Here is a 23,340-nt window from a genome sequence, read left to right as displayed (position 1 = left end):
ATGACCTACTGCGAGTTTGTGCGCTCTGGGAAGGCTCATCCGGTACATGTGCACTACCACGACCATGTCTACGGGTTTCCTGTCACCAGCGACGACATGCTTTTTGAGCGGCTGGTGCTGGAGATCAACCAGGCGGGCCTGAGCTGGGAGACGATCCTCAAAAAGCAAGACGGCTTCCGCGCCGCCTACGACGGTTTTGCAATCGCGAAAGTAGCAGCCTACGCTGAGAGCGACATCGCTCGCCTGCTCACCGATCCAGGGATTATTCGCAATCGGCTGAAAGTGCGCGCCGCAGTCACCAACGCGCAGAAAATTTTAGAGATTCAGGCCACGCACGGGAGCTTTAAAGCCTGGCTGGACGCGCACCACGCCCTCCCTCAACAGGACAAAGCGGCCTGGGTCGCTCTCTTCAAGAAAACATTCACGTTTACGGGCGGTGAGATTGTCGGAGAGTTTCTAATGAGCTGCGGCTACCTCCCAGGGGCGCACGACCCCGACTGTCGCAGACAGCCCTCGGGGTGCTAATCGCTCAAAGTCGGCGACGAGGTCACGGCACTCTTCAAGGCGCTGGATGTCTCGCTGGCCAAGAGCTAGAGTTTTGTGCCAGAGACCACCCGCCCAATTCCCGCCAGATCCAGGGTGATCGCCACATCCACCAGCCCCGCGTCCCGCCAGAGTCGCGCCACCGCCTTGTCCTGCCCCTGCCCCACTTCGACAGCGAGCAAACCGCCGGGCAAAAGCCGTGCGGGTGCTTCCCTTGCCAGTCGCCGGTAGAAGCTCAGCCCCTCGCCGCCCAGAGCAGGATCAAAGAGCGCGGTGTGTGGCTCGAAGTCTCGTACCTCGGGCTCCAGTGTGCTGGTTTCGCTTGGCGCGATATACGGCGGATTACTGACAATCACAGTAAAGCACTGCTCGGGGGGCAGTGGCGCAAGTAAGTCGCCCAAACAAAACTCCACGTGCACCCCGTGCCGTGCCGCGTTCTCCCGCGCAATCTCCAGAGCTGCCTCGGAGATATCCGTCGCCCAGACTTCGGCATCTGGCAAGAGCTTGGCAAGGGTGATCGCAATGCACCCGGAGCCGGTTCCAATATCGAGAACCGCATGGATTCCCCCGTGATCGGGGGCTAGGGGGCCAGTCACCACCTCCACCAAGTGCTCCGTCTCAGGCCGGGGGATCAGCACGGCGGGGGTGACGCGAAAACCAAGGCCGTAGAACTCGCGCTCGCCCAAAATATAGGCCAGCGGCTCGCGGCCTGCGCGACGCAGTAGCCACGGCTCCAAAAACGTCGCATCAAGCTCGGCATCGGGACGCAGAATAAGCTGCTCTCGCGTCAAACTAAAAGCATGCTGAATCAACACTCGCGCCTCGGTACGGGCTTCGGCGGTGGGGATTCCGGCGGCGGTCAGGCGGGTCGTAGCGTCGGTAAGAAGAGCGGAGAGCGTCACGGTGGGCATTTTACCCCCCATCTCCGCCCGGCAGGGGGGAGGAGGTAAAATACGCCACGATGACACAGACAGTAGCGGTGCGCTGGGGACGGACGCTGGGGCTTGCCCTGCCGCTGATCGTGCTCAACACGGGCTGGATCGCCAACTCGGAGATGCGCACGAAGGTCACGGAGATCACCATCACGACGCTGTTTATCGGTGTCGCGTTTCTGCTGTTTCTGCTCAGTATCGGCAATGCGCTGATTCGAAAGCTTGCTCCACAAGCTGCACTGCGACCAGCGGAGCTGTTTGCAGTCTATGTCCTGCTCTCGCTCAGCTCGTCGGTGGCGGGGATTGGGAACCTTGGCTTCTTCACGCCATTTCTCACCAATGCTTGGCGCTACGGCCCCGAGCGCGGCTGGGAGAAGTTCTTCCCCTATCTCCCGTCTGCCCTGCTCGGCCCACGCGACCCGGCGCGGCTGAAAGACTTCTACGAGGGCCACACGAGCTTCTTCACCCGAGAGGCACTGGTGGCCTGGGGGCCAAGTCTAGCATTCTGGGGTGTTTTTCTGTTCTTACTTTTCTCCACACTCCTCTGCCTGGCCTACGCGCTACGCCAGCGCTGGGCGGATCAAGAGCACCTCACTTTCCCCGTGGTCGCCCTCCCGCTGGAGCTCTGCCGCGAGGGCGTGCCGCTTTTTCGCAATAAATTGTTCTGGGCGGGGTTTGCGCTCCCGGCATTTTTCTACACACTCAACACGCTCGCCGGGCTGTATCCCAGCCTGCCGTCGCTGCCGTTCAACAAACCCATAGATCTCATGGCGCTGAACGCGCCGCCCTTTAGTGGCTTTGGAATGGTCGTCGCCCTGATTCATCCGTCGGGGATTGGCTTTGGATTTCTGATCAACGCCGACATGCTGTTCTCGCTCTGGATTTTCCACGCCGCAAAGAAGCTGCTGAACTTCTGGGGCGTGACGCAGAACTGGCGGGACTTGGGCACGGACACGCAGAACGAGCACCCGGATCAGTTTCCCTTTATCCAGTTTCAGTCGTGGGGTGCGTGGCTCGTGGTCTGCGTCGCGGCCCTCTTTGCCGCCCGCCGCTACTTCGCGATGCTCCCGCAACAGCCCGGCGCACGGGTCGCACTCACGGGCGCGGCCATCGGGTTTCTGGCGATCTGGGCGATGCTCGTTCTTGCCGGTGCCCCGTGGTGGCTTCCTCTCGTCTTGCTCACCATCTACATTCTGCTCCAGCTCGCGCTCGCGCGGCTCTCGGCGGAGACGGCGGTCCTCTCGCCACTACTGAACTGGGTGGACCCGCAGAGCATGATCACCACACTCGCGGGAACCGCCGCACTCGCACCCACCGATCTCTCGTACCTTGCGACCCTCTCATGGTTCAACCTGGACTACCGCGCCGCCGTGATGCCCCAGGCGCTCCAGGGGTTTGTCGGGATGCGCCGCTCCCACTCGCCACTTCGCCCGTTTGCCTTCGCCTGCCTGCTCGCACTCGCCGTTGCCATCGTCAGCGCTCTGCTCTGGGACATGCAGTTCTACCACGGGAACGGCGCGGCAACGGCCAATGTGAACAACTACCGCCCCAACATGGGCAGCTCCCCGTGGGCGCAGCTCAACGGCTGGTGGGGCCGCAACCGCGCCCCCGACTCCCACGCCTGGCTCGGCGCTACGTTCGGCGCGGCCACAACGCTCTTACTCGGCTTTCTCCGTACCCGTTTTATGGGCTTCCCCCTCACACCCTCGGCCTACGTGCTCAACCTCACCTGGGCCAACGAGCTTTTCTGGCTGGATCTCTTTATCGCCTGGGTTCTCAAAGCCAGTGTCCTGCGCTACGGTGGCATCAAGCTCTACCGCACCGCGCTCCCCTTCTTCTTCGGCCTCATCCTCGGGGATTTTGTCACCGGGGCGTTTTGGTCGCTCGTGGGACTCGGGCTCGGGGCGGAAATCTACCGCACTTTCCCGAACTAGCCTTGTGCTATAATTTGACTACCCACACGACACGAAAGAGGCAATCTCACTATGGCAACGGAGACTTTAGAGCAGCGTGTTCTACGGCTGGAGAACACTGTCCAAAAGGTGCAGGAGCAGCTTGCTCAGCAACAGCCGCCTATCAAGAAGCGTGGGTGGCGCTGGTTTGTGGGAATCTACGCTGACTCCCCAGACTTCGAGGAAGTCGTGGCGCTTGGCCAGGAGTGGCGCAACGCAGACCGTCCCCACGATCACGATGACGAGAAAGCAGCGTAATGTACCTGCTCGATACGGATCACATGAGTATTCTGGAGCGTGGTGGTACGGCGGCTCTGACACTCACCTTGAAGCTCAGCGCTCTATCAGACTCAGAAGTGGCGACAACCATTGTCAGCTACGAGGAGCAGTGTAAAGGGTGGCTCGCAAAGACGGCGCGGGAGAAAGACGAGCCACTTCTTCGGGCTTATGTACAGCTCGGGCAGCACCTGGAAATCTACGCGGGAATGACCGTCTTTCCTTATGATGCCGACGCGCACCGCTTTTTTCAAGAGCTACAAAGCCAGAAGATCCGTATCGGCACACAGGACCTCAAGATTGCTGCCATCACCCTTGCCAACGATGCGACTCTCCTCACCCGCAACACCCGCGACTTTTCTCGTGTGCCAAACCTCAAGTTTGAGGATTGGACAGTATAGAAGATTGCCGCACCGCTCTCCCCTTCTTCTTCGGCCTCATCCTCGGCGACTTCGTCACCGGTGCCTTCTGGTCGCTAGTCGGGCTAGGACTCGGGGCAGAAATCTACCGCACTTTCCCGAACTAATCTCCAAGCGCTCACCCTGAAATTGCTTATACTGGAAGTTGATGATTTCAAAGTTACCCAAATGGGTTTGGTTCGGGACATGGGCGCTAGCGTTTGTCGGGGGCATGGTCAATGTGGTCGGGCTGCTTGGCTTTGAGCATAGACCTGTGACTCACCTTACGGGAACCACGTCGCTACTTGCGACGGCCTTGGCATCCCTCGATGGGGCGGCGGCACTTCACTTTGTCGCCATTATCGGCTCGTTTTTTGTGGGAACCGTGGTCAGTGGTTTCCTGATTCAGGACAGCACGCTCAAGCTTGGGCGGCGCTACGGAGTGGCCCTACTCTTAGAGTCTGCTCTCCTTGCCGGGGCAGTCCCCTTGCTCAACCGGGGCAGCCTCCTGGGCATTTACTCCGCATCGTGCGCCTGTGGCCTCCAGAACGCGATGATGAGCACCTACAGTGGCGCCGTCATCCGCACTACCCACATCTCCGGGATGTTCACCGACCTGGGTATCTTTCTGGGGCACTTCCTACGCGGCCTGCCCGTGAACCTGCAGCGGCTCCGACTCTGCCTGATCGTCATTTCGGGCTTTCTGTGCGGCGGTATCGTGCGCACGCTCGCGTTCCACCAGCTCCACTACGCGGCTCTGTTTATTCCCTCCGCTTTCACCGCCACAACCTCACTTGCCTACGGCAGCTACTTTTTCTTGAACCGTCGCCCTACATCAACCTAGAGTGGGACTGAAACAGTATGTCACCCTCTAAAAGGGTATAGTATCCTCATGATAAAGCTTTCTCTGCCTCTGGTATGTGCGCTACTTCTGACTGCGCCTTCGGTTCTCGCTCAGGAGAGCGCTTGGCCGCAGTTTCGTGGGCCGAGTGCGAACCCGGTGGGGACGAGTGCGCTGCTGGCGGATCGCTGGAGCAAGACTCAGAATGTGGAGTGGGCGCAGACGATTCCGGGGCGCGGGTGGTCGTCGGCGATTGTGACGGGCAATAAAGTCTTTCTGACCACGGCCACCACCGACGGCAAGTCCAAGGTGCCGCAAAAAGGGACGGAGTACAGCAATGAGTACGTCGCCGAGCTGATGAAGCAAGGGCTCAGCGAGGAAGAGGTGATGAAGAAGGTCAACGAGCGGGACTTTGAGCTGCCCGATGAAGTCCAGCTTCATTATTTTCTTTACTGCCTCGATCTTAAGACTGGCAAGGTGGAGTGGAAGAAAGAGTTCTACACCGGGCGGCCACCGGGCGGACGGCACCGCAAGAACAGCTTCGTCTCTGAGACGCCGGTCACCGACGGTAAGTTTGTCTATGTCTATGTGGCAAACCTCGGGGTGTGGGCCTTTGATCTTGCCGGAAAGCAAACCTGGAAGACGCCACTCGAAGTCAATCCGATCTATCTTGAGTTTGGCACGGGCAGCTCGCCGGTACTGGCGGGCAACCAGCTGATTTTCCTCACCGACAACCAGAAGCAGCAGTATCTGGCGGCGCTCGATAAACAAACGGGCAAGCAGCTCTGGCGCACCGACCGGGATCTGGGGCCAAAGCAGATGCACTCCGGCTGGGCGACCCCATTTCTCTGGAAACACGCCCTCCGCACCGAGCTGGTCACCATTGGCCCCGAAATCGCAGTGAGCTACGACCTCAGTGGCAAAGAGCTGTGGCGTCTGTCAGGAATGTCCGCTGCCCCGATCCCCATGCCCTTCGCCCACGATGGCCTGCTCTACCTCAATGGCGGACGGGGACGGCCTCTGTTCGCGGTTCGTCCGGGGGCCAGCGGCGACATCTCACTCCCGCGTGGCCAGACCTCCAACGAGTTTGTCGCTTGGTCTCAAGCACGTGGCGGTACCTACTTACCCTCCTCCGTGGCCTACCAGGGCGGAATCTACTCGCTTAGTGAGACAGGAATTCTGAGCCGCTTCGATGCCAAGACCGGAGCGCAGACCTACAAAGAGCGCCTCGCCCCGTCGGCCAATGCCTTCACCACATCGCCCTGGGCCTATAATGGAAAGCTGTTCTGCCTGAGCGAGGAGGGCCAAACCTATGTGGTGGCGGCGGGCGATAAGTTCAAAGTGCTGCACACCAACCCGCTCGACGAGATGGTACAGGCATCTCCCGCACTGGTCGGGGAGCGTCTGCTGATCCGCACGGAAAGTAAGCTCTACTCCATCCGCCGCAAAAAATGAGGGCACATAGCCTTCGAAGGCTGTTATAATGAGACCGCCCCTGAACGACTTCAGAGGGTACTAGGAAAGAAGATCAAATGGCAACCTACGAATGTTCGAAGTGTGGAATGAGTGTGAATGCGACCTGTGGAAAGTGTGACGCCCCACTGGTGAATGACAGCTTAGTCCTTCCTGATGGGAAATCCGTGCAGATATCCAAGTGCCCCAATGGTCATGGAAAGATCAAGTCGCCTCTGTGCTGTGGTGAAGATATGACCTGCAAGGTGTAGCCTGTGGAGAGATTGTCGGCGGGTGCAGAAGCAGCTGTTGCGCTGGGTGATAACCACATGCATAACACACTGCTTGGGCATACCCGCCGCTATCCGCGTCGTGGCGTAGGCGCTCCTGCCTGAGGAACTTTCATGATGCTCAAGCCCAAGCCCATTCCCCAGCTCGCTACCTGGGAGGCACGCACGACCAACTGCGCCAAAATCATCGCCGCGCAGCCCGGCGCGGCAAGCGGGGCACTTGGTGAACCTAGCCAGCCCCGACGAGGCCACGGCGACGCAAGCCTCGCTTCGGCTTCTGCGTTTTGGTAAGATAGCCATCGGGCAGCTGCTGGAGCTTGTTGTCAGCGAGAACCCACGCGTCCGGTTTCGCATAGTCTATCTACTGGCTAAAACCGGCGAGCGCGAACTCTTCCCCGTAGTTGCCTCGTTTGTCCACGACCCGGATGATTTTGTGCGCTACGATGCGGTCATGGCCCTCGGCTATCTCGGTGACCCACGCGCCATTCCTTTGCTGGAAGACTTGGCAACCCAGTGGGACGATCCTGCCTGTATCGCCAGCGCGGCCTGCATGAGCCTGGCACGATTCGGGATTGACCATGATCCTTTTTGGACGGAGGTTTTTGAGCGCACCTCCTACCCTCACCCGCCTGCGTTGACCCCTGCTTGAAACTCATTACTGCTCCGGCGTGGGCCAAGCAGCTCCGTGGGGCGGCTTTTTCGCTCGGAGCGAATCCGTTTTCCGTGAAGAGCATAGCAGCCATAGGATACCAAAGATCGCTTCAATTCGTGCTACAATGCGGCAAATGGCAACTCATGGTCTGAATCACGTTAACATCCGCGCCGACCGTGCGCTACTTGGCGCACTGAAAGATTTCTACTGCGCCATCATCGGCTTGCACGACGGCTTCCGCCCTCCGTTTCCTGGCTTTGGCTACTGGCTCTACGCTGAAGGGGCAACCGAGGCCGCTGTCGTGCACCTCTACGAGGCTGAGCCGGGCGAGGTGCATCAAAAAGACACGCCCACTTACTTCGACCACTTCGCCTTCGACTGCACGGACTCTGCGGCGGTTGAGGTGCTACTGACGGAGCGTGAAGTGCCCTTCCATAAGACAACGATTCCCCTCACCGGCCAGCTCCAGTTCTTTGTGGTAGACCCCGCCGGAAATCGCGTCGAGCTGAACTTCGGCACGCCCACCACCTAGCCCCCAGGCTCCTCCACGAGTACCGCGAAGGCGCAGGCGATCTCAGGAAGGTGGGTGAGCGAGATGAGAATCTTGCGGCCCGCGGCTTTCTCGGCGGCTTTTCCCGTGAGAGCGATGCTGGGTGCACCCGACATCGCCCGCTCGACACAGATTTCCTTGAAGGAGACCCCGCCGCCCAGGCACTTAATCACGGCTTCTTTGGCGGCAAAGCGCGCGGCGATATGAGGTGCGGGGTCGGGGCGGGAGAGGCAGTAGGTGGCCTCGCTCTCGGTGAGGATACGCTTGACAAAGCGCTCGGGAAACTCCCCAAGCGCCTTGCGAATGCGCGGGACATCGGTCAGATCGACACCTACCGCAACGATGTTACCGTCCCCCCGCCCGGCGGGGGTTAGGGGGATGGGTTGCATCCTAGTGGCTCTCTTCGGCCTCGATAAAGCGAATCGCCTCAATCGCGGCCATACACCCCATCCCCGCCGCCGTCACCGCCTGTCGGTACATGGTGTCGTAGACATCGCCCGCCGCAAAGCAGCCCGCGATAGGGGTTTTCACGCCGTCGGTGATGAGATAGCCTGCGTTATCCATGGGGAGCTGGTTGGTAAAGAGGGCTGTATTGGGCTGGTGCCCAATCGCCACAAAGACCCCCTGGACATAGTGATCCGAGATGGCACCGGACTTCAGATTCTTGAGCCGGATGCCCGTCACTTTCCCGGTGCCCCCATCCAGAATCTCATCCACGCCGCTGTCCCAGGCGAATGTAATCTTCGGGTTCTTGAGCGCACGATCCGCCATGATCTTGCTGGCGCGGAGCGTATCGCGTCGGTGCACCACGGTCACGGAGGTGCACATACGTGTCAAGTACATCGCCTCCTCCATCGCCGTGTCCCCGCCACCGATCACCGCGACATCTTTGCCACGGAAGAAGAAACCATCACAAGTCGCACACGCGGAGACGCCTTTGTTTTGCAGTCGCTGCTCGCTCTCGATCCCGATCCACTTCGCCGACGCGCCCGTGGCGATCACTAGCGTCTTGGCGTGGACGGTTTGATTGGAGCTGGTCTCGATCACGAAAGGCCGCTGCGACAGATCTACTTTGGTAATCCAGTCAATCCGTACCTCGGTGCCGACACGAATCGCTTGCTCGCGCATGGCGTCCATGAGCTCTGGCCCCTCGATGGGATTAGCGAAGCCGGGATAGTTCTCCACTTCCGTGGTGATCGTGAGCTGCCCGCCCGGCTGGGGGCCTTCAAACACTAAAGGTTTTAGTTCGGCACGGGCAGCATAGATGGCAGCCGTCAGCCCTGCGGGGCCGCTGCCGATAATGACGATTTCGCGTAGTTCACTCATAGTTTCAGTCTCTCTAGTTACAGTTGCCTCCGCCATAGAGTTCCGTCACTCCCCAAAAAGTGCAATGAGCAGAAGAAATGTGGCGGTGTTCTGCAAGAAATGCGCGACCATTCCCGGCACGACACTCTGGCGCAGGTGGCGCATGATCCCAAACGAGACACCGAGCCCTAGAATGGAGAGCCAGTCCTGCATGGGATGCACCGAGGCAAAGATCACGGCGGAGAGCAAAATGCTCGGGATGCCGGAGAAGCGCCGTCGCAGGCCGGTAAAGAGTGCGCCCCGGAAAAACAGCTCCTCAAAAAGCGGGGCAAAGATCGACGCGCTGGCAAAGAGTAGCCCACGCTCCCACAGAGTCGTACTACCCGTCAGAAGTGGCAAGAGTGCATTGGGCTCCGTGTTCGGGTTGTTACGGAAAAGCACTTTGGAGAGGGCTCCCAGGGCAATCGTCAGGGGCAGCGTCATCGCGTAGCCCGCGATCCCGTAGGCGATATTCGTGCCCAGCCGTGTCCGTGTCCAGCCCAGCTCACTCAGGCACGCCCCTCGTTTCTTCGCCTGAACGACCACATAGTACACGGCCAGTGCCCCCATCCCCGCTTGGAGCGCCACTTGCAGCAGAACCTGGGCAGGGTGCAAAGAAAGCCCCGAAATCACCAGTCTCACCAGCAAGGCCCCTGCTCGGTAGATCGCCAGATAGAAGACAAAGCCATCCAGCAGGTCGCCCCAGCCCAGTTGTGCGCTCTCGGACTCAGGGACACGTCCCAGCAGATGCCACTCGCGTCGCGCGGCCACGAACACGGCAAATAGCAGCAGCCCCAGCCCGATCATGCCCAGTAAAATCCCTGCCAGCACTAAGGAAATCATGCGCCAGAGTGCGTTGTGCGCCTGGGTATCGCGGCGGGTTCTGGCGGCGGCGGCAGTGCTCGTGTTCCCCTGGGTCTGGTAGAGATCCGCCAGCACCTGGTGCGTCAGAAAGCCTAGGTGCATCGCCTTGAGCTGCGCCTCGGCATCTGTAGGAAGCGGCGTCTGGGTTGGGCTGTAGAGGGCGCGCCAGAGAGGACGCTCTTTTTCCGGAAGCCGCTTGAGCAGCGCCTCGTCCAGTGGCACAGGCGGCACGGTGAGCTGACTTGCCAGAATCAGCGCTTTGCGCCCAAGTGTGGGATCGGCTTCTTTGAGCGCAAACTGACGATACAGCTCGTGTGCCTGCCACAGCATGCCCTCGTTGACGAGCTTCAGGCCGTAGTGCGTAATGAGAAGACGTTCGGCTTCTAGGGAACCCTCAAACGCCGCCCCGGAGAGCCGATACCGGGTGGGCGTGGCACTTTTAGGGGGACGGGGAGCAAGCCGTGGCCCCAAAAGCATGCTCGCCACCAGGAGCACCAGCCAGAGATAGATTGTCTTTGGGAGCGTCTGCACGCCAGCCTACCTACTTACCCGTCTTGAGCCGCTCCTCAGCGTCCTTGAGGTTCTTGGAGCCCGCCGGGAATTCGGGAAACTTCGTCACGACCTGCTTCCAGACCTGAACGGCATTCTCGAACTTGTTGAGCTTGGTGTAGCTATGGGCGAGCATCGTGTAGCTTGTCACTCCCACGCCGCCAATCTTGATGGCTTTCTGGAAGTAAGGCACCGCGGCGGCGTAGTTCTTCGTCCGAAAGAGCTGCTGCGCCATCTCACTGTTAAGTGCGCCCGGCTTCTTAGAGCGCCGCGTACCGTACTCCAGAAACGCCTCCGCCGACGCACTCTCGCCCAGGCTCCAGAGCAGGTAGCCTCCCGAGCTATAGGCCTCATCGAAGCTCTGATCCGCCTCCACACAGACGCGGCAGAGCGAGACAACGCGAACGTAGTCGCCATCGTGGAAGTACTTATCGCCCGTTTCCCAGAGACCTTCCACCAAGGCATCCACCATTCCCCGTACTTGAGTCTGTGAGGGACTTTTTTTCGGTACGGTGCCCTTGGCAGTGGGCTTTTGCGAAGGCTTCTGTGGAGCTTTTTGCATGAGGCATTGTACCAGTTATCCACAGGTTATCCACAGACAAACCGAGTTATCCACAGGCAACTTCTGGTATCGTATAGGCATGAAAATCACCAAGCTGGAGACGTTTTTGGTTCAGCCTCGCTGGCTATTCCTCAAGATACACACCGATGAGGGTATTGTCGGGCTGGGCGAGCCGCTACTTGAAGGGCGTGCGGAGACATGCGCGATGGCCATTAAGGAGCTGGAGAGTGAGCTTATCGGCCAAGACCCCACAAAAATCATCCACCACTGGCAGGCGCTCTACCGCCATGCGTTTTATCGAGGCGGCGAGATTCTCACCAGTGCCCTCTCCGGGGTCGAGCAGGCACTGTGGGATATTAAAGGAAAAGCACTGGGCGTGCCGATCTACGAGCTTCTGGGCGGCCCGACGCGCGATAAAATCCGCGTCTACTCCCACTGTGGCCTGGGCGATGACCCGGAGCAGAGCGCGGCCAATGTGAAAGCGAAGCTAGCGCAGGGCTACACGGCCATCAAGACAGGTGTTTCAGGAGGCCGTCCACCGCGCATGATCGAGACGCCTGGGTTTGTAGAGCGGGTGCGCGACAAGTTCGCCGCCATGCGTGAGGCAGCCGGGCCGGATGTGGATATCGCTATTGACTTCCACGGAGCCGTTCCTCCCGCCACGGCGATGCTGCTGATCAAGGCGCTGGAACCCTACCAGCCGATGTTTATCGAGGAGCCCGTCAACTGTCAAAACGTGGATATACTGGCAGATATTGCTAGAAAAACGCATTTACCTATAGCGACAGGCGAGCGTCTTTTCACCAAATGGGCCTTCCGTGAGGTGTTGGAAAAGCGCGCAGCGACTATCCTTCAGCCCGATATCTCCCACGCCGGGGGCATCTTCGAGCTACGCCTGATCGCTGGAATGGCGGAGGCCTACTACGCCGGGATCGCACCGCACTGCCCGCTCGGCCCGATCGCTTTCGCCGCGAGTTTACAGCTCGATGCTAGCATCCCCAATTTCCTCATTCAAGAGCAGGTGAACATGGGCGAGGGCTATCTCAAAGAGCCGTTTGTGCCCGTGAACGGCTACGTCCCGCTTCCCACAAAACCCGGCTTGGGAATCGAGCTCGACGAAGACGCCCTAGCGGAGAAACTCGGCCACGACTGGAAACCGCCCCATCTCTATGACGAAGACGGTTCGGTCTGTGACTGGTAGACATTGCATCAAGAGACAAATCATGGTAGATTGACCTTCTGTGTGCGGCGCGGGTCACTCCGCGCCGTTTTCATGCCGTCTAAAATTTCCGGAGCGAGTAGAGAATAATGAAGCGAACCTTCCAACCTAAAAACCGCCGTCGCCTGCGTGTGCATGGATTTCGTGCCCGTATGCAGACCCCCACGGGTCGCCGTGTCCTGAGCAACCGCCGCCAGCGGGGCCGACACGCCCTGACCGTTTTCGCACACAAGGATTAGTTGCCTCACAAGGCCTCGTCCAACGAGATACTGTCCATTCTTTAAGAATATGTTGCCTCGCCCCCAGCGGCTCGTCCGTCATCGGGACTTTCAGGCGACCTACCAGCGCAGGCGTCGGGTGGATCACCTGGCGATGACGCTTTATGTAGGGCGTCAGAGTCAGGGAACGCCGCGGCTGGGTTTTGTCGTATCAAAGAAAGTGGCTAGCAAGGCGCACGATCGCAACCGGGTCAAGCGACGTCTGCGGGCACTGAGCCTGCCGCTTCTACCTAGGCTAGAGAGCTATGATCTGGTTGTCGTGGTGCGCTCACCCGCACTCGCCCTAGATTTTGCGGAGCTGCGCACTGTAGTGGTGCAACTTTTCCAGCAGGCAGGGGTCTTTAACCCGGCAGGAGTCATAAACGACGGTGGCGAGTGATGAAAACACGGCGCAGGCGCAAGCCCTCCACTCTGGGAGTTCTGGTCAAGCAAGCCGGACAGGTAACTGGAAGAATTCTAGTGGCCCTGATCCGGGGCTACCAGCGCGTCTCCCGCTACACGCCGCCCACCTGCCGCTTCACGCCCTCCTGCTCCGAGTACACCGCCCAAGCGATCCATGCCTACGGTCCGCTGCGTGGGAGCTGGCTCGGCCTGCGACGTATCTGTCGCTGCCATCCGTTCCACCCCGGTGGCCACGATCCGGTTCCCGGCCTACCAGAAGGATAAGACTCACGTGACCATTACCCCACGCACCCGCGCACTTGTCGCCTTTCTCACCCTCTTGCTCACACTGCTCTTCGGGGTAGGCTGTGGCCCCAACTACACCATCCCCGACACGCCCGCCGCCGCCGTTGCTGCCGCCGAGGCGAAGGTGAAGTTTGCGGAAGACGCCGAGAAAGCCAAGTCCACTCAGACAGACGCTCTCTGGCAAGAGGCCGCCGGGTTCTACAACGCAGTCGCCAATAAGTTCGTCCCCCAGGCAGAAGGGATGAAGTCTGCCATTATTGCCGCCGACCTCACTTCCACCAAGCTCAAAAACGACTACACGGCCTGGATTCAGATCAAGCAGATCTCGCGACGTGTCATCAGCTCGGATTTGCCGGAAAAAACAGCACTGATTGATAAGATGCACGAGCTGGGCCTAAAGATGGATGAGGCCAATGCCAAAGGCATTGCCTACAAGATCATGAACGGCCTTGTGACGGTTTGTGGCGGTAACTCCGAAATCTCCCCCGTGATTGCGATCTTTGTGATTGCGATCTTTGTGGCGGTTATTATGTGGCCGCTCCAACTCAAGCAGTACAAGTCCTTCAAGGAGCTTGCCAAGTACCAGCCTGAAATTAAAAAGATCCAGGAGCGCTATAAAGAAGATCCCCTGCTGATGCAGCAGAAAATGAGTGAGTTCAACAAGCAGCACGGTGTCAACCCGATGCAGGGCTGCGTGATGATCATTCCTCAGATGCTGATCTTCTTTGCCATGTTCCAACTGATCCAGAGCTACCAGTTCCACTTCACCGACGCCCATTTCCTATGGATCAACCCTACCGTCGGGGCGGCGAGCCTTAAGTGGCCCTACCCGCTCAGTGGCGCACTGGCACACCACCTGGGAGAGCTTGATATTCTGCTGCTGTTCCTCTACGCCCTAGCACAATTTCTCCAGTCAAAGCTCTTACCGGCACCGACAGACCCCACTCAGGCGGAAGTGCAGAAGGCCATGACAACCTTCATGCCCGTCACTTACTTCCTGTTCATGCTCCAGAGCCAGGTCTCGTCGGCGTTTGTTCTCTACTACTTTGTCTCCACCCTGTTTGGGATGCTACGTCAGTGGCTGATGAACCGGATGACGAAAGATGCGGGCGATGGGCCCGTCGTATTGGCAGCAAGCGGCCCTTCAGGGGATAATGGCCCGTCTGGTGCGGGGCTGACGGCCAATGCTAAGCTGATCTCACCGAAAAACCAGAAGAAGAAATAGGAGTAGAAAATGGAGGATGTCAAGGCGCAGGTGCTGACCTTCGCTCAGGAGTTTGCCGCCACAACGGGGCTCGATGTCACCGCGAAAGTGGAACGGGATGAGCCTGAGGGCGTTCTGATCGGCTTTCACGGAGAAGATGCCCGGTTTCTGATCGGGCGGGGAGCTCAGGTTCTAGATGCCCTCCAGCTCTTCGCCATCAGTGCGATTGTGGGCCAGGGAAGGGGACGGCTCCGGGTGACATTTGATGCCGATGGCTACCGCCTGCGCCGGGAGAAGATGCTCACCGACATGGCCAATGAGCTCGCCGATCAGGTTGCCTCAACGGGCCAAGAGGCCGTGCTCGATCCTCTGCCTCCGCTGGAGCGCCGCATTGTCCACCAGACACTCACAGGGCGCACGGATATCCAGACTTACTCTGAAGGCGAAGAGCCAGATCGCTACATCGTTATCGCCCCCCAACAATAACAAAAAACCATGAAAACTTCCCTCAATGACGAGGCACTGGCCCACTGCCGCGCCGCCTTCGCCGCGGATCCCGTGGCGCGGATCGCTCGCAACGCCGTGGCCAAGACCGCCATCAAGGCCGTGGCCCTTAATCGCGATGCCGTCGCACGCCTCACACACACCTACTCGCACAGTGTCAAGACCGGCAAGTCCACCACCCAGAACGCCTCCGGGCGCTGCTGGATGTTCGCCGGACTCAATCTCTTTCGCACCCAAATCGCCGAAAAGCTAGAGGTCGAGGAGTTCGAGCTCTCCCAGAACTATCTGATGTTTTGGGACAAACTTGAGAAGGCAAACTACTTCCTAGAGAATATCCTCGCCACGCTTGATGAGCCTGTGGGAAGCCGACTTTTAGACTGGCTTCTTGCTAGCCCTTTGCAAGACGGCGGGCAGTGGGATATGTTTGCGGCGCTAGTTAAGAAGTACGGCGTCGTGCCCAAAGAGGCCATGCCCGAGACCGAGAGCTCGTCGCGCTCCGGTGATATGAACGCGCTCATCACCCTCAAGCTGCGCCTGGCCGCCTCTGAGCTACGCGCCGTGCAGGCGAGGGGGGCAAACGAGACCGAGCTGAGAGAGCAGAAAGATGCGCTTCTTCCCATGCTCTACCGAATGCTCGCCACCCATCTTGGAGAGCCGCCCACCGAGTTTCTTTGGCAGTGGCGCGATAAAGACAAAAACTTCCACCGCGACGGTATCCTTACGCCACAGCAGTTCTGCAATAAATATGTCAGTGTTGAACTGGACGAGCTGGTCTGCCTGATCCACTGCCCACAGTCCGCCAAGACCTATAACACACTCTACACGATTGCGTATCTGGGCAATGTTATCGGAGGGCAGCCGATTCAGTATCTCAATGTCGAGATGCCCGCACTCAAATCCGCAACCCAGGCGATGATACAAGCGGGTAAGCCCGTCTGGTTTGGCTGCGACGTGGGCAAGCAGATGGACCGCGATCTGGGCCTGATGGATGTAGAGCTCTTCGAGTACGAGCCGCTCTATGGCACCAGCCTGGAGCTAGGCAAAGCCGCTCGCCTCGACTACGGCCAGAGCCTCATGACCCATGCCATGGTACTGACCGGCGTAGACATTGACGAGGCGGGCGCACCGCGCAAGTGGCGTGTTGAGAACTCCTGGGGAGAGCAAGGCGGTGACAAGGGCTTCATGGCCATGACTGATCCCTGGTTCGATGAGTACCTTTACGAAGTGGCGGTCGAGAAGAAGTATCTTTCCAAAGAGCTTCTCGCACTTCTAGATCAGCCCCTCGTTCCCCTCAACCCCTGGGACCCGATGGGCTCGCTCGCCTCAGCAAGCTAGCGTCCTGACTGCCTCCAAAAAGCGGCGCTGGGCTTTGATATAATAAGCGTTCTAAATAAAACTGGAGGAACCTCTCTTGTCAATTCTCGTGGTGGGTGGCGCTGGCTATATCGGCTCGCATGCCTCTTTGTTGCTAAAGGAACGCGGCTACGATGTGGTCGTGCTCGATAACTTTGAGCTGGGCCATCGTAAAGTGACGAAGATACTGGAAGTCCCGTTTGTCTACGCCGACTACGGCGACAGTGTCGCGGTGGGAAAGGCGATCCGTAAGTACGATGTGGATGCCGTCATGCACTTTGGGGCCTACGCCTCGGTGCCGGACTCCGTGGCCGACCCGCGCAAGTACTACGAGGGAAATATAGGCAAGGGCCTAGCACTCCTGGGCGCGATGCTGGATGGCGGGGTCAAGAACCTAATCTTCTCGTCGAGCGCCGCCACGTTTGGCGAGCCGCAGGTCTTGCCCATTCCCGAGGATCATCCCCAGAAAACCACCAACCCCTACGGTGAGACCAAGCTGATGTTCGAGCGCATTTTAAAAGACTACGAGCACGCCTTCGGCCTCACGAGTGTGAGTTTGCGCTACTTCAATGCCGCCGGTGCCGACTCCCAGGGCCGCCTAGGAGAAGACCACAGCCCCGAGCAGCACGCCCTGCCGCTTCTCCTAGACACCGCGCTCGGTCGCCGCGAAAAATTCTTCGTCTACGGCACCGACTGGGACACGCGCGATGGGAGCTGCCTGCGTGACTTTATCCATGTCGAAGACCTCGCCGACGCGCACATCCGCTCGCTAGAATATCTGCGTGAGGGCGGAAAGACCACGGCCTACAACCTCGGCAATACCTACGGCACCACAGTTCTGGAGGCGCTCACCGCCGCCGAGAAAGTCACGGGCACGAAGATCAACTGGGAACCCGCCCCGCGCCGCGCAGGCGATCCCGGACGGCTCTGTGCCTCGTGCGAGAAGATCAAAGCCGAGCTGGGTTGGTCGCCCAAGTACCCCGATATCGAGTCTATCCTCAAGCACGCCTACGAGTGGCGCAAGTCCCATCCCAAGGGCTACTACACCGAATGACAGCAGATTTGGAACGAGCACACAGCAATCTCATCGGGCACTTGCTCAAGATGCACGACTGGGCGCGCCAGATGACGCCCGAGCAGTTCGACTTCACCTACCACCCCGCCGCGCCTACGGCACGCACGCTTGTCACGCACGCCTGGCAGTGGCTTGTCTGCGACCGGCAGCATATTGAGCAGCCCGACGCCAGCAAGCACCCGCGCGTGCCCGAAGCGCCTCAAGACCCGCAGGCACTCTGTGCGGAGCTCGCTGCCGAGATCGCGCGCTGGGACGAAATGCTCAAGGCGATGCCTGCCGAGAAGCTCGACGAGAAGCGCCATCAGTTCAACCGCACGGGCTTCGACTGGAGTGTCCGGGGCTGCGTCTACCACATGCTCCAGAACGTCATCTACAAGCACGGACAGCTCTCGTATTTAGCGTTTTCTTTTGGCATGGACGGCACCGAACCCTACGCCGCACCGTTTCCCAATCCTATCTATGAAGAAATTTTCGGGTAAAAAAGTAATCCGCGTGGTTTTATCTTCCCCATCCGGGGATTAAAAGCCCCAGCAGTAGCAGTTTGCGAATGACTTTTCCGGGCGACCTCCGACCACGGAAGTCGCCCGTATAATGGAGAGTATATGTCCTCGGAACTGAAAATTGTCTCCTACAACCTACTTGGCAATGCCCGTAAGATCCTGCGCTGGGCACGGCAGCTAACGCCCGAGCAGCTCGACTTAACCTACTCCCCCTCGGCCCCCACAGCCCGCAACCTGGTGATCCATACCTGGCAGTGGCTTGCCTGCGACCGTCAGCATATTGAGCAGCCCGATGCCTCACAGCACGCGCTCATCCTTGAAGCCCCTGCCGATCCCGAAGCCCTCTTTGCAGCGTTCGAAGCGGAGCTGGACCGCTGGCAGGCGCTTCTGGCCGGACTCACCGACGACAAACTCGATGAGGTGCGCCATCAGTTTAATGAAGCGGACTCCGACTGGAGTGTCCGCGCTGTGCTCTACCACATGCTTCAGAATGTCCTCTACAAGCTGGGACAGTTTTCCTATCTGTACTACGCCTTTGGCTTGGATGGCACGGCTCCCTACGAGGCTCCCTTTCCTAATCCCATCTACAAAGAAGTCTTCGGCGAGGAATACTACCCGGCGCAATGATAAAATAATCCGCTATGCCTGCTACTTCCCTTGATCAGATCATCTCTCTTTGCAAACGACGCGGTTTTATCTTCCCCGGCTCCGAGATCTACGGCGGCCTCCAGGGAACCTACGACTACGGCCCACTCGGCGTCGAGCTGAAGAATAACCTCAAGCGGCTCTGGTGGAAACACAATGTCTACGAGCGCGACGACATGGAGGGCATCGAGACCGCTCTTCTGACCAACCGCTACGTCCTGCGCTACTCCGGCCACGAACGCGGCTTCACCGATCCACTCGTGGATAACAAGACCACCAAGAAGCGCTATCGGTTCGATCACTTACTTAAAGAGCAGACGTCTGAGGTGCTCGATGCTGTCGCGGCGAGCTTTGGCACGCCGCGCCCCGACGACATGGATGTCTTTGTAGACGCGCTCCTCGGTGATCCGGCAAAGGCGCAGGCGGCGCTCAAGATCGCGAAAGTCGTGGATACTTTCGATGGCAAGCCCGGCGACTGGACCGAGCCGCGCACCTTTAACATGATGTTCAAGACGCAAGTCGGCCCGGTCGCCGACGAGGAGAACTTTGCGTATCTCCGCCCCGAGACGGCGCAGGGGATGTTCGTGAACTTTAAGAACGTCTTAGATTCCACCAATCGTAAGCTGCCGTTTGGAATCGCGCAGCAGGGCAAGAGCTTCCGCAATGAGATCACGCCCCGCAACTTTCTCTTTCGTGTGCGCGAGCTGGAGCAGATGGAGATCGAGTATTTCTGTAAAGCGCAAGACGCACCCCTGCTTCATGAGGAATGGATTCAGGATCACATTAACTGGTGGGTGAACGTGGTCGGGCTGGACCGCGAGAAAATCCAGCTCTTTGAGCACATCAAGCTCGCGCACTACTCCAGCCGCACCGTGGATATACTTTATAACTTCCCGACGCTGGGCTTCGACGAATTAGAAGGAATCGCCAATCGCGGCGACTTTGATCTCGGCTCGCACTCGCGCGCTAACGACACGCTGGGTCTCACTAGCACGGTCGCGCCTAACGAGCACTCCGTGGAAAAGCTGACCTACTTTGACCACGAGACCAACAAGCACATTGTCCCGTTTGTGATCGAGCCCGCCGCCGGGGTAGACCGTGGGGTTCTAGCTGCGCTCTGCGAAGCCTATGACGAGGAGGTGGTGGATGAGGCCAAGGGCGATATTCGCGTCGTGCTGCGCCTCAAGCCCGCGCTCGCACCGATCAAAGTGGCGGTTTTGCCGCTCGCCAAGAACAAGCCCGATATTGTGGCGAAAGCCAAGGCGATCAAGAAAGACCTGCAAAACCAGCTCGGGATGCGCGTGGTCTACGATGACACGGCAGCCATCGGCAAGCTCTACCGCCGCCAAGACGAGGCCGGAACACCGTTCTGCATCACGGTGGATTACGATACTCTGGGGCAGTCCAGAGACGGTGGCACGGAGCTTCTGGACACGGTGACAGTGCGCGACCGGGACTCGATGGCACAGGAGCGCATCGCGATTGGCGATCTTCTGAGTTACTTGCGGGCGCGTTTGGTGTAGGTCGTCATGAAACGCCAGACCAAACCACGCTCCGTAAACCTGACCGGCATGTTTGGGCTTCGCAAGATGCCGCTTCTCTCGCCCGAGATGGCGGCGGCGGGAATCTCCCCCGGTGGCGAGGGCGGACAGTGGCCGCGCGATCTCGTCTGGGGCAAGCGAGGAGAGCTTGCGCTCTGCATTGATGTCGGAGGTCTCTATCTCTCTAGCGATGGCGGTAAGAGCTGGAACCTCTCGATGGAGGGCTTTTCTGCACGCGGTTGCAACACGGTAGCTTTTGATCCCGAGGGAACCGCACCGATGCTTGCCGTCGGGGGGAACTCCATGGATTTCGATCCCGGCTGGCTCGGGGGGAAAACGCCACATGGCCTCTACTGCTGGCGAGCAAAAGAGAGTCGTTGGGAGCAAGTTGTGCCCGTGATGGAGGGCACCGGAGGCCGCGTCGCCTACGATCCCTACAGCTACGGGGTGATTCCCGGTGCCTGCACTGTCGCCTACTACCTCACGCCAAAGTCTGGCCTGTTCCAGTGTGATGAGCTGGGCCACGCCGGTGTCAGGATGAAAGAATGGCGCACCATTAGCGATCCGCTGGGGGGCGAAGACCGAGATGCCTATCTGAGAATTGGGCCTCAGGCAGGAGTTCACCGCATCACCGAGCTCGCTCAAGGGATTGAGACCACGCGCCGTAACTATGTGCCGGGGATTGTGTGGATCGGGGGGAAGCGCGGTTTACTGGCCTCCAAAGACGGCGGCAGAACCTTCCAGCGCCTTCGAGAGCAGACGGTGCATGGGCTGGATGTCACCGACTCCGGGCTGGTCTTTGTCTCAGATGCAGGCGGCGTTCATCAGTCCACCGACGAAGGGAAAACGTGGACGACACTTCCCGGCAACAGACTAGAGCTGAAGGGCAAGCCCGTGCAAAATATCCGGGTGAGCCCCGCCGACCCGAAGCGGCTCTCGTGCTGGATAAAGGGCGATAACTACCAGTGGGTGCGCTCCATCAGCCACGATGGCGGCGAGAGCTGGCAGCCCATCACGATCGAGAGTAAAAACTGTGTCCTGCCCAACAATGTCCGCGATGGCTACTTCGCCTGGTCCCCGACCGATTCGAATACCGTCTTTGGGATCGGCGGAGATACTGTCACCAAGTCCACCGACGGTGGCAAGACATTTCGCTGGAGCGCCAATGGTTACAATGGGATCATGCTCGGGGGATACTTTAATTTTTCAACCCACGCCCCTGACTCGGTCTTTCTCGCTTTTCAAGACTACAACGCCGCCGTGACCCGTGATAACGGCAAGACCTGGCAGTTTATTGGGAATCTGACGTTCTCCGGCCCCGACGTGAGCCTCTCCGATCCCACCAATAAAAATATCCTCTTTGCCAGTAACCTGCGCTCCATAGACGGCGGCAAGACCTGGAAACCCATGCCCGGCTGCGACGGTGTCTACACCCACGCCACAGGCGTGCTCGTTGGCAAAAAAGGCAAGATCATCGTCCTCTCTAACGATCATGGCGCAACCTGGCAGAGAGTTGCGGAGGCTCCCGGCGAGATCTACGACCTCGCTGTAGATCCCCTAAAGCCTGACGTGCTCTATGTCGGTGGCTCAGCCGATATCTACGCCACCAGTGCGACGGTCTGCCGCTCCCAAGATGTGGGAAAAACCTGGGAGAACCTAACGGCAGCCTCGGAACCGCGTGAAGTCAACGCCATCCGCGTCCACCCCAAGACCCGTGAAGTCTGGCTCAACGGCCAGTGCTACGGCATGTGGCGACTCAGTCCAATTTGAAGATCAGGCGCTTGCGCTCTGCCGGAGGCGTGGGAACGGGAGGCGGCGCTTCTTCCTCGGGGGCATGTTCCAGCTCTTGAAGTAAGGGCATCAGCTTGTACTTGCGCTTGTTTTCAAGTAGAAGTGTCTCATAGCGCTGGTTCCACTCACGCCCTTTGCCCAGTACGATCTCCGCTGTCCTTACCACCGCAAGCCAGCTCGCTGCCAATTCATACTGCGCTGACTGGTTATTACCCATAATTGGTGTGGCGATTTTTAGCCCATAGTCACGTACGGGCTGTGGCAAATGCTCCACCACACGCAGAGCTACAGGAAGTGCATACTGACCACTATAGAGCGAGGCAATATTCCAGGCACTCTCCCACTCTTTCTCCTCCAATAAGATTGCAAGCTGTTCTGGCTGTACTCCGTGCCACTCCAGAAGCTGCTTCAGGAGCCGCGTGCGCGCACTCTCGTGCTCGGCGGGCTGGAGTAGGGCGAAGTGTGATTTCCAGAGATCCAGAGTCGGCGATACCAAAAGTAGAGCCTCACGCGCCGCCCGGCTCGCCTCGTTATCTCCCTGTTTCTGCCCCAGCTCCAGTACTTTCTGGGCGAGCTTTTCTACGCCATTGTAACGATAGTAACCGCTCTCTCGGGGCACTAGAAGCTGTGGGAGAAAAAGTTTCCCCAGGCGCAGTGCCAGGGCAGGCGCTTGATGCTGCAAGGTTTCCACCAAAGTGACGTACTCGTCGTTGGAGAGCTCTGTTGCCCGCTTTGTTGCCACCCTCTCCATTTCATCCAGGCGGTTCAAGTAGGTCAGATAGAGCGCCGAGCGCCCCGGCCAGTCCGCTTGGTTAGCGAGAGTAAGGGCATCCTCCCAGCGCCCTTGCTCCCCGAAAAGCGCCAGACGGAGCGTGGTAGCATCGCGGCTCTCGCTGGGAGTACTCTCGGGATTTTTCACAATCTCCTGCGCCGTATCGAACTCACCATCGCCGTAGTCACTGAGCTCCGTTTGCCAGGAAGCCAGTGCGGCCAGCCAGGCTTTGCGCTGCGTGGGTGTGAGAGAGGTGCGTAGGAGCTTTTTCGCTAGTGCCAGCCCAAAGCTCTCAAACTCTACGTTTTCTTCTTCGTCGTAGTCGGCCCACTGCTCCAGAAAGACCTCCATAAACGCTGTCAGCAAAGCCAGTGCACTGTCAGGGAGGTTCTGATCCAGGTAGGAAAACGCCCGCTCGCCGTAGTCGTCCAGTATCTCAGAGACGCCTGAGTTCTCCTCATCGTAGTCGTTTCGGTAGCCGTAGCGCGAGTTACGCTCTAATTGTTTAAACTGCTTACGGACTTCTTTCTGGATCGCGTCATGGCTGATTCCACTCACTTTTTTTA

Annotated in this window: 29 protein-coding genes; 23 read left to right on the top strand and 6 right to left on the bottom strand. The window is 59.0% G+C overall.

All coding sequences use genetic code 11. The annotated features are described in order from the left end of the window. The gene (locus ACH2ED_RS14465; protein ID WP_395092399.1) at positions 1-525 is read left to right on the top strand and encodes a DNA-3-methyladenine glycosylase I; all 525 of its coding nucleotides are present in this window, start codon (positions 1-3) and stop codon (positions 523-525) included. Positions 526-590: 65 nt separating this feature from the next. Here the strand turns inward: ACH2ED_RS14465 and prmC are convergent, their stop codons facing one another. After that, the gene (prmC, locus tag ACH2ED_RS14460) at positions 591-1,454 is read right to left on the bottom strand and encodes a peptide chain release factor N(5)-glutamine methyltransferase (RefSeq protein ID WP_395092396.1); all 864 of its coding nucleotides are present in this window, start codon (positions 1,452-1,454) and stop codon (positions 591-593) included. 50 nt (positions 1,455-1,504) lie between these two features. On the opposite strand from prmC, the gene ACH2ED_RS14455 reads away from it, so the two are divergent. The 10 genes from ACH2ED_RS14455 to ACH2ED_RS14410 all read left to right on the top strand — a co-directional run bounded on the left by ACH2ED_RS14455 (position 1,505) and on the right by ACH2ED_RS14410 (position 7,868). After that, the gene (locus ACH2ED_RS14455; protein WP_395092393.1) at positions 1,505-3,409 is read left to right on the top strand and encodes a DUF6785 family protein; all 1,905 of its coding nucleotides are present in this window, start codon (positions 1,505-1,507) and stop codon (positions 3,407-3,409) included. A gap of 51 nt (positions 3,410-3,460) precedes the next feature. Next, positions 3,461-3,685, top strand: coding sequence for a hypothetical protein (locus ACH2ED_RS14450; RefSeq protein WP_395092390.1), 225 nt, complete (start codon positions 3,461-3,463; stop codon positions 3,683-3,685). Further along, positions 3,685-4,104 (top strand): type II toxin-antitoxin system VapC family toxin, encoded by a 420-nt coding sequence (locus ACH2ED_RS14445; RefSeq protein ID WP_395092387.1) that lies wholly within the window; start codon positions 3,685-3,687, stop codon positions 4,102-4,104. Before ACH2ED_RS14450 ends, ACH2ED_RS14445 begins: the two co-directional genes overlap by 1 nt. Continuing rightward, positions 4,092-4,229 (top strand): DUF6784 domain-containing protein, encoded by a 138-nt coding sequence (locus ACH2ED_RS14440; RefSeq protein WP_395092384.1) that lies wholly within the window; start codon positions 4,092-4,094, stop codon positions 4,227-4,229. The genes ACH2ED_RS14445 and ACH2ED_RS14440 overlap by 13 nt, the downstream gene beginning before the upstream one ends. A gap of 41 nt (positions 4,230-4,270) precedes the next feature. Then, entirely contained in the window at positions 4,271-4,945 is a 675-nt protein-coding gene (locus ACH2ED_RS14435; protein WP_395092381.1) for a YoaK family protein, read from the top strand. A gap of 48 nt (positions 4,946-4,993) precedes the next feature. After that, positions 4,994-6,397, top strand: coding sequence for a PQQ-binding-like beta-propeller repeat protein (locus tag ACH2ED_RS14430; protein ID WP_395092379.1), 1,404 nt, complete (start codon positions 4,994-4,996; stop codon positions 6,395-6,397). A 77-nt stretch (positions 6,398-6,474) separates the two neighbouring features. Then, the gene (locus tag ACH2ED_RS14425) at positions 6,475-6,666 is read left to right on the top strand and encodes a hypothetical protein (RefSeq protein WP_395092377.1); all 192 of its coding nucleotides are present in this window, start codon (positions 6,475-6,477) and stop codon (positions 6,664-6,666) included. A 132-nt stretch (positions 6,667-6,798) separates the two neighbouring features. Further along, positions 6,799-6,975 carry a hypothetical protein gene (locus tag ACH2ED_RS14420; protein WP_395092376.1) on the top strand — a complete coding sequence of 59 codons (177 nt, stop codon included), beginning with the start codon at positions 6,799-6,801 and terminating at the stop codon, positions 6,973-6,975. Then, positions 6,908-7,333 (top strand): HEAT repeat domain-containing protein, encoded by a 426-nt coding sequence (locus tag ACH2ED_RS14415; protein WP_395092373.1) that lies wholly within the window; start codon positions 6,908-6,910, stop codon positions 7,331-7,333. The genes ACH2ED_RS14420 and ACH2ED_RS14415 overlap by 68 nt, the downstream gene beginning before the upstream one ends. A gap of 136 nt (positions 7,334-7,469) precedes the next feature. Then, a complete protein-coding gene (locus ACH2ED_RS14410; RefSeq protein ID WP_395092370.1) occupies positions 7,470-7,868 on the top strand; it encodes a VOC family protein in 399 nt (132 codons plus the stop codon). Here the strand turns inward: ACH2ED_RS14410 and acpS are convergent. The 4 genes from acpS to ACH2ED_RS14390 are packed head-to-tail and all read right to left on the bottom strand — an operon-like array spanning position 7,865 to position 11,205. Then, complete coding sequence (gene acpS, locus ACH2ED_RS14405) at positions 7,865-8,275, bottom strand: holo-ACP synthase (protein ID WP_395092368.1); 411 nt, start codon at positions 8,273-8,275, stop codon at positions 7,865-7,867. The two genes, ACH2ED_RS14410 and acpS, sit on opposite strands and share 4 nt — an antisense overlap. A gap of 1 nt (position 8,276) precedes the next feature. Continuing rightward, positions 8,277-9,212 (bottom strand): thioredoxin-disulfide reductase, encoded by a 936-nt coding sequence (trxB, locus tag ACH2ED_RS14400; RefSeq protein ID WP_395092367.1) that lies wholly within the window; start codon positions 9,210-9,212, stop codon positions 8,277-8,279. A gap of 45 nt (positions 9,213-9,257) precedes the next feature. After that, complete coding sequence (locus ACH2ED_RS14395) at positions 9,258-10,625, bottom strand: CPBP family intramembrane glutamic endopeptidase (RefSeq protein ID WP_395092366.1); 1,368 nt, start codon at positions 10,623-10,625, stop codon at positions 9,258-9,260. A 10-nt stretch (positions 10,626-10,635) separates the two neighbouring features. Beyond that, on the bottom strand, positions 10,636-11,205 hold the full coding sequence (locus tag ACH2ED_RS14390) for a tetratricopeptide repeat protein (protein WP_395092364.1): 570 nt from the start codon (positions 11,203-11,205) through the stop codon (positions 10,636-10,638). Positions 11,206-11,284: 79 nt separating this feature from the next. Here ACH2ED_RS14390 and dgoD point away from each other — a divergent pair, with 79 nt between their 5' ends. The 12 genes from dgoD to ACH2ED_RS14330 all read left to right on the top strand — a co-directional run bounded on the left by dgoD (position 11,285) and on the right by ACH2ED_RS14330 (position 21,981). After that, positions 11,285-12,406, top strand: coding sequence for a galactonate dehydratase (gene dgoD, locus ACH2ED_RS14385; RefSeq protein WP_395092362.1), 1,122 nt, complete (start codon positions 11,285-11,287; stop codon positions 12,404-12,406). Between the two features lie 107 nt (positions 12,407-12,513). Then, positions 12,514-12,663, top strand: coding sequence for a 50S ribosomal protein L34 (gene rpmH / locus ACH2ED_RS14380; RefSeq protein ID WP_309687190.1), 150 nt, complete (start codon positions 12,514-12,516; stop codon positions 12,661-12,663). A gap of 49 nt (positions 12,664-12,712) precedes the next feature. Beyond that, positions 12,713-13,081: a ribonuclease P protein component gene (gene rnpA, locus ACH2ED_RS14375; protein WP_395092359.1), complete on the top strand. Its 369-nt coding sequence runs from the start codon at positions 12,713-12,715 to the stop codon at positions 13,079-13,081. Next, positions 13,081-13,368, top strand: coding sequence for a membrane protein insertion efficiency factor YidD (gene yidD, locus ACH2ED_RS14370; RefSeq protein ID WP_395092357.1), 288 nt, complete (start codon positions 13,081-13,083; stop codon positions 13,366-13,368). The genes rnpA and yidD overlap by 1 nt, the downstream gene beginning before the upstream one ends. 7 nt (positions 13,369-13,375) lie before the next feature. Further along, a complete protein-coding gene (locus ACH2ED_RS14365) occupies positions 13,376-14,614 on the top strand; it encodes a YidC/Oxa1 family membrane protein insertase (RefSeq protein ID WP_395092354.1) in 1,239 nt (412 codons plus the stop codon). A gap of 9 nt (positions 14,615-14,623) precedes the next feature. Then, positions 14,624-15,079: a protein jag gene (locus tag ACH2ED_RS14360; RefSeq protein WP_395092351.1), complete on the top strand. Its 456-nt coding sequence runs from the start codon at positions 14,624-14,626 to the stop codon at positions 15,077-15,079. A gap of 9 nt (positions 15,080-15,088) precedes the next feature. After that, on the top strand, positions 15,089-16,432 hold the full coding sequence (locus ACH2ED_RS14355) for a C1 family peptidase (RefSeq protein WP_395092348.1): 1,344 nt from the start codon (positions 15,089-15,091) through the stop codon (positions 16,430-16,432). A gap of 76 nt (positions 16,433-16,508) precedes the next feature. Beyond that, complete coding sequence (gene galE / locus ACH2ED_RS14350; protein ID WP_395092345.1) at positions 16,509-17,504, top strand: UDP-glucose 4-epimerase GalE; 996 nt, start codon at positions 16,509-16,511, stop codon at positions 17,502-17,504. Further along, positions 17,501-18,004, top strand: a complete 504-nt coding sequence (locus ACH2ED_RS14345; protein ID WP_395092343.1) for a DinB family protein — start codon at positions 17,501-17,503, stop codon at positions 18,002-18,004. The genes galE and ACH2ED_RS14345 overlap by 4 nt, the downstream gene beginning before the upstream one ends. A gap of 123 nt (positions 18,005-18,127) precedes the next feature. After that, positions 18,128-18,652, top strand: coding sequence for a DinB family protein (locus ACH2ED_RS14340; RefSeq protein ID WP_395092340.1), 525 nt, complete (start codon positions 18,128-18,130; stop codon positions 18,650-18,652). Positions 18,653-18,666: 14 nt separating this feature from the next. Further along, a complete protein-coding gene (locus tag ACH2ED_RS14335) occupies positions 18,667-20,193 on the top strand; it encodes a glycine--tRNA ligase (protein WP_395092337.1) in 1,527 nt (508 codons plus the stop codon). Between the two features lie 6 nt (positions 20,194-20,199). Continuing rightward, positions 20,200-21,981 (top strand): WD40/YVTN/BNR-like repeat-containing protein, encoded by a 1,782-nt coding sequence (locus ACH2ED_RS14330; RefSeq protein ID WP_395092335.1) that lies wholly within the window; start codon positions 20,200-20,202, stop codon positions 21,979-21,981. Here the strand turns inward: ACH2ED_RS14330 and ACH2ED_RS14325 are convergent. After that, the coding region (locus ACH2ED_RS14325; protein ID WP_395092332.1) for a hypothetical protein at positions 21,968-23,340 on the bottom strand (1,373 nt) is incomplete at its 5' end. The two genes, ACH2ED_RS14330 and ACH2ED_RS14325, sit on opposite strands and share 14 nt — an antisense overlap.

Origin of the sequence: Armatimonas sp. (assembly GCF_043757465.1) — a bacterium.
Taxonomy (GTDB): domain Bacteria; phylum Armatimonadota; class Armatimonadia; order Armatimonadales; family Armatimonadaceae; genus Armatimonas.
This window is presented reverse-complemented; position numbering and strand designations above follow the sequence as displayed.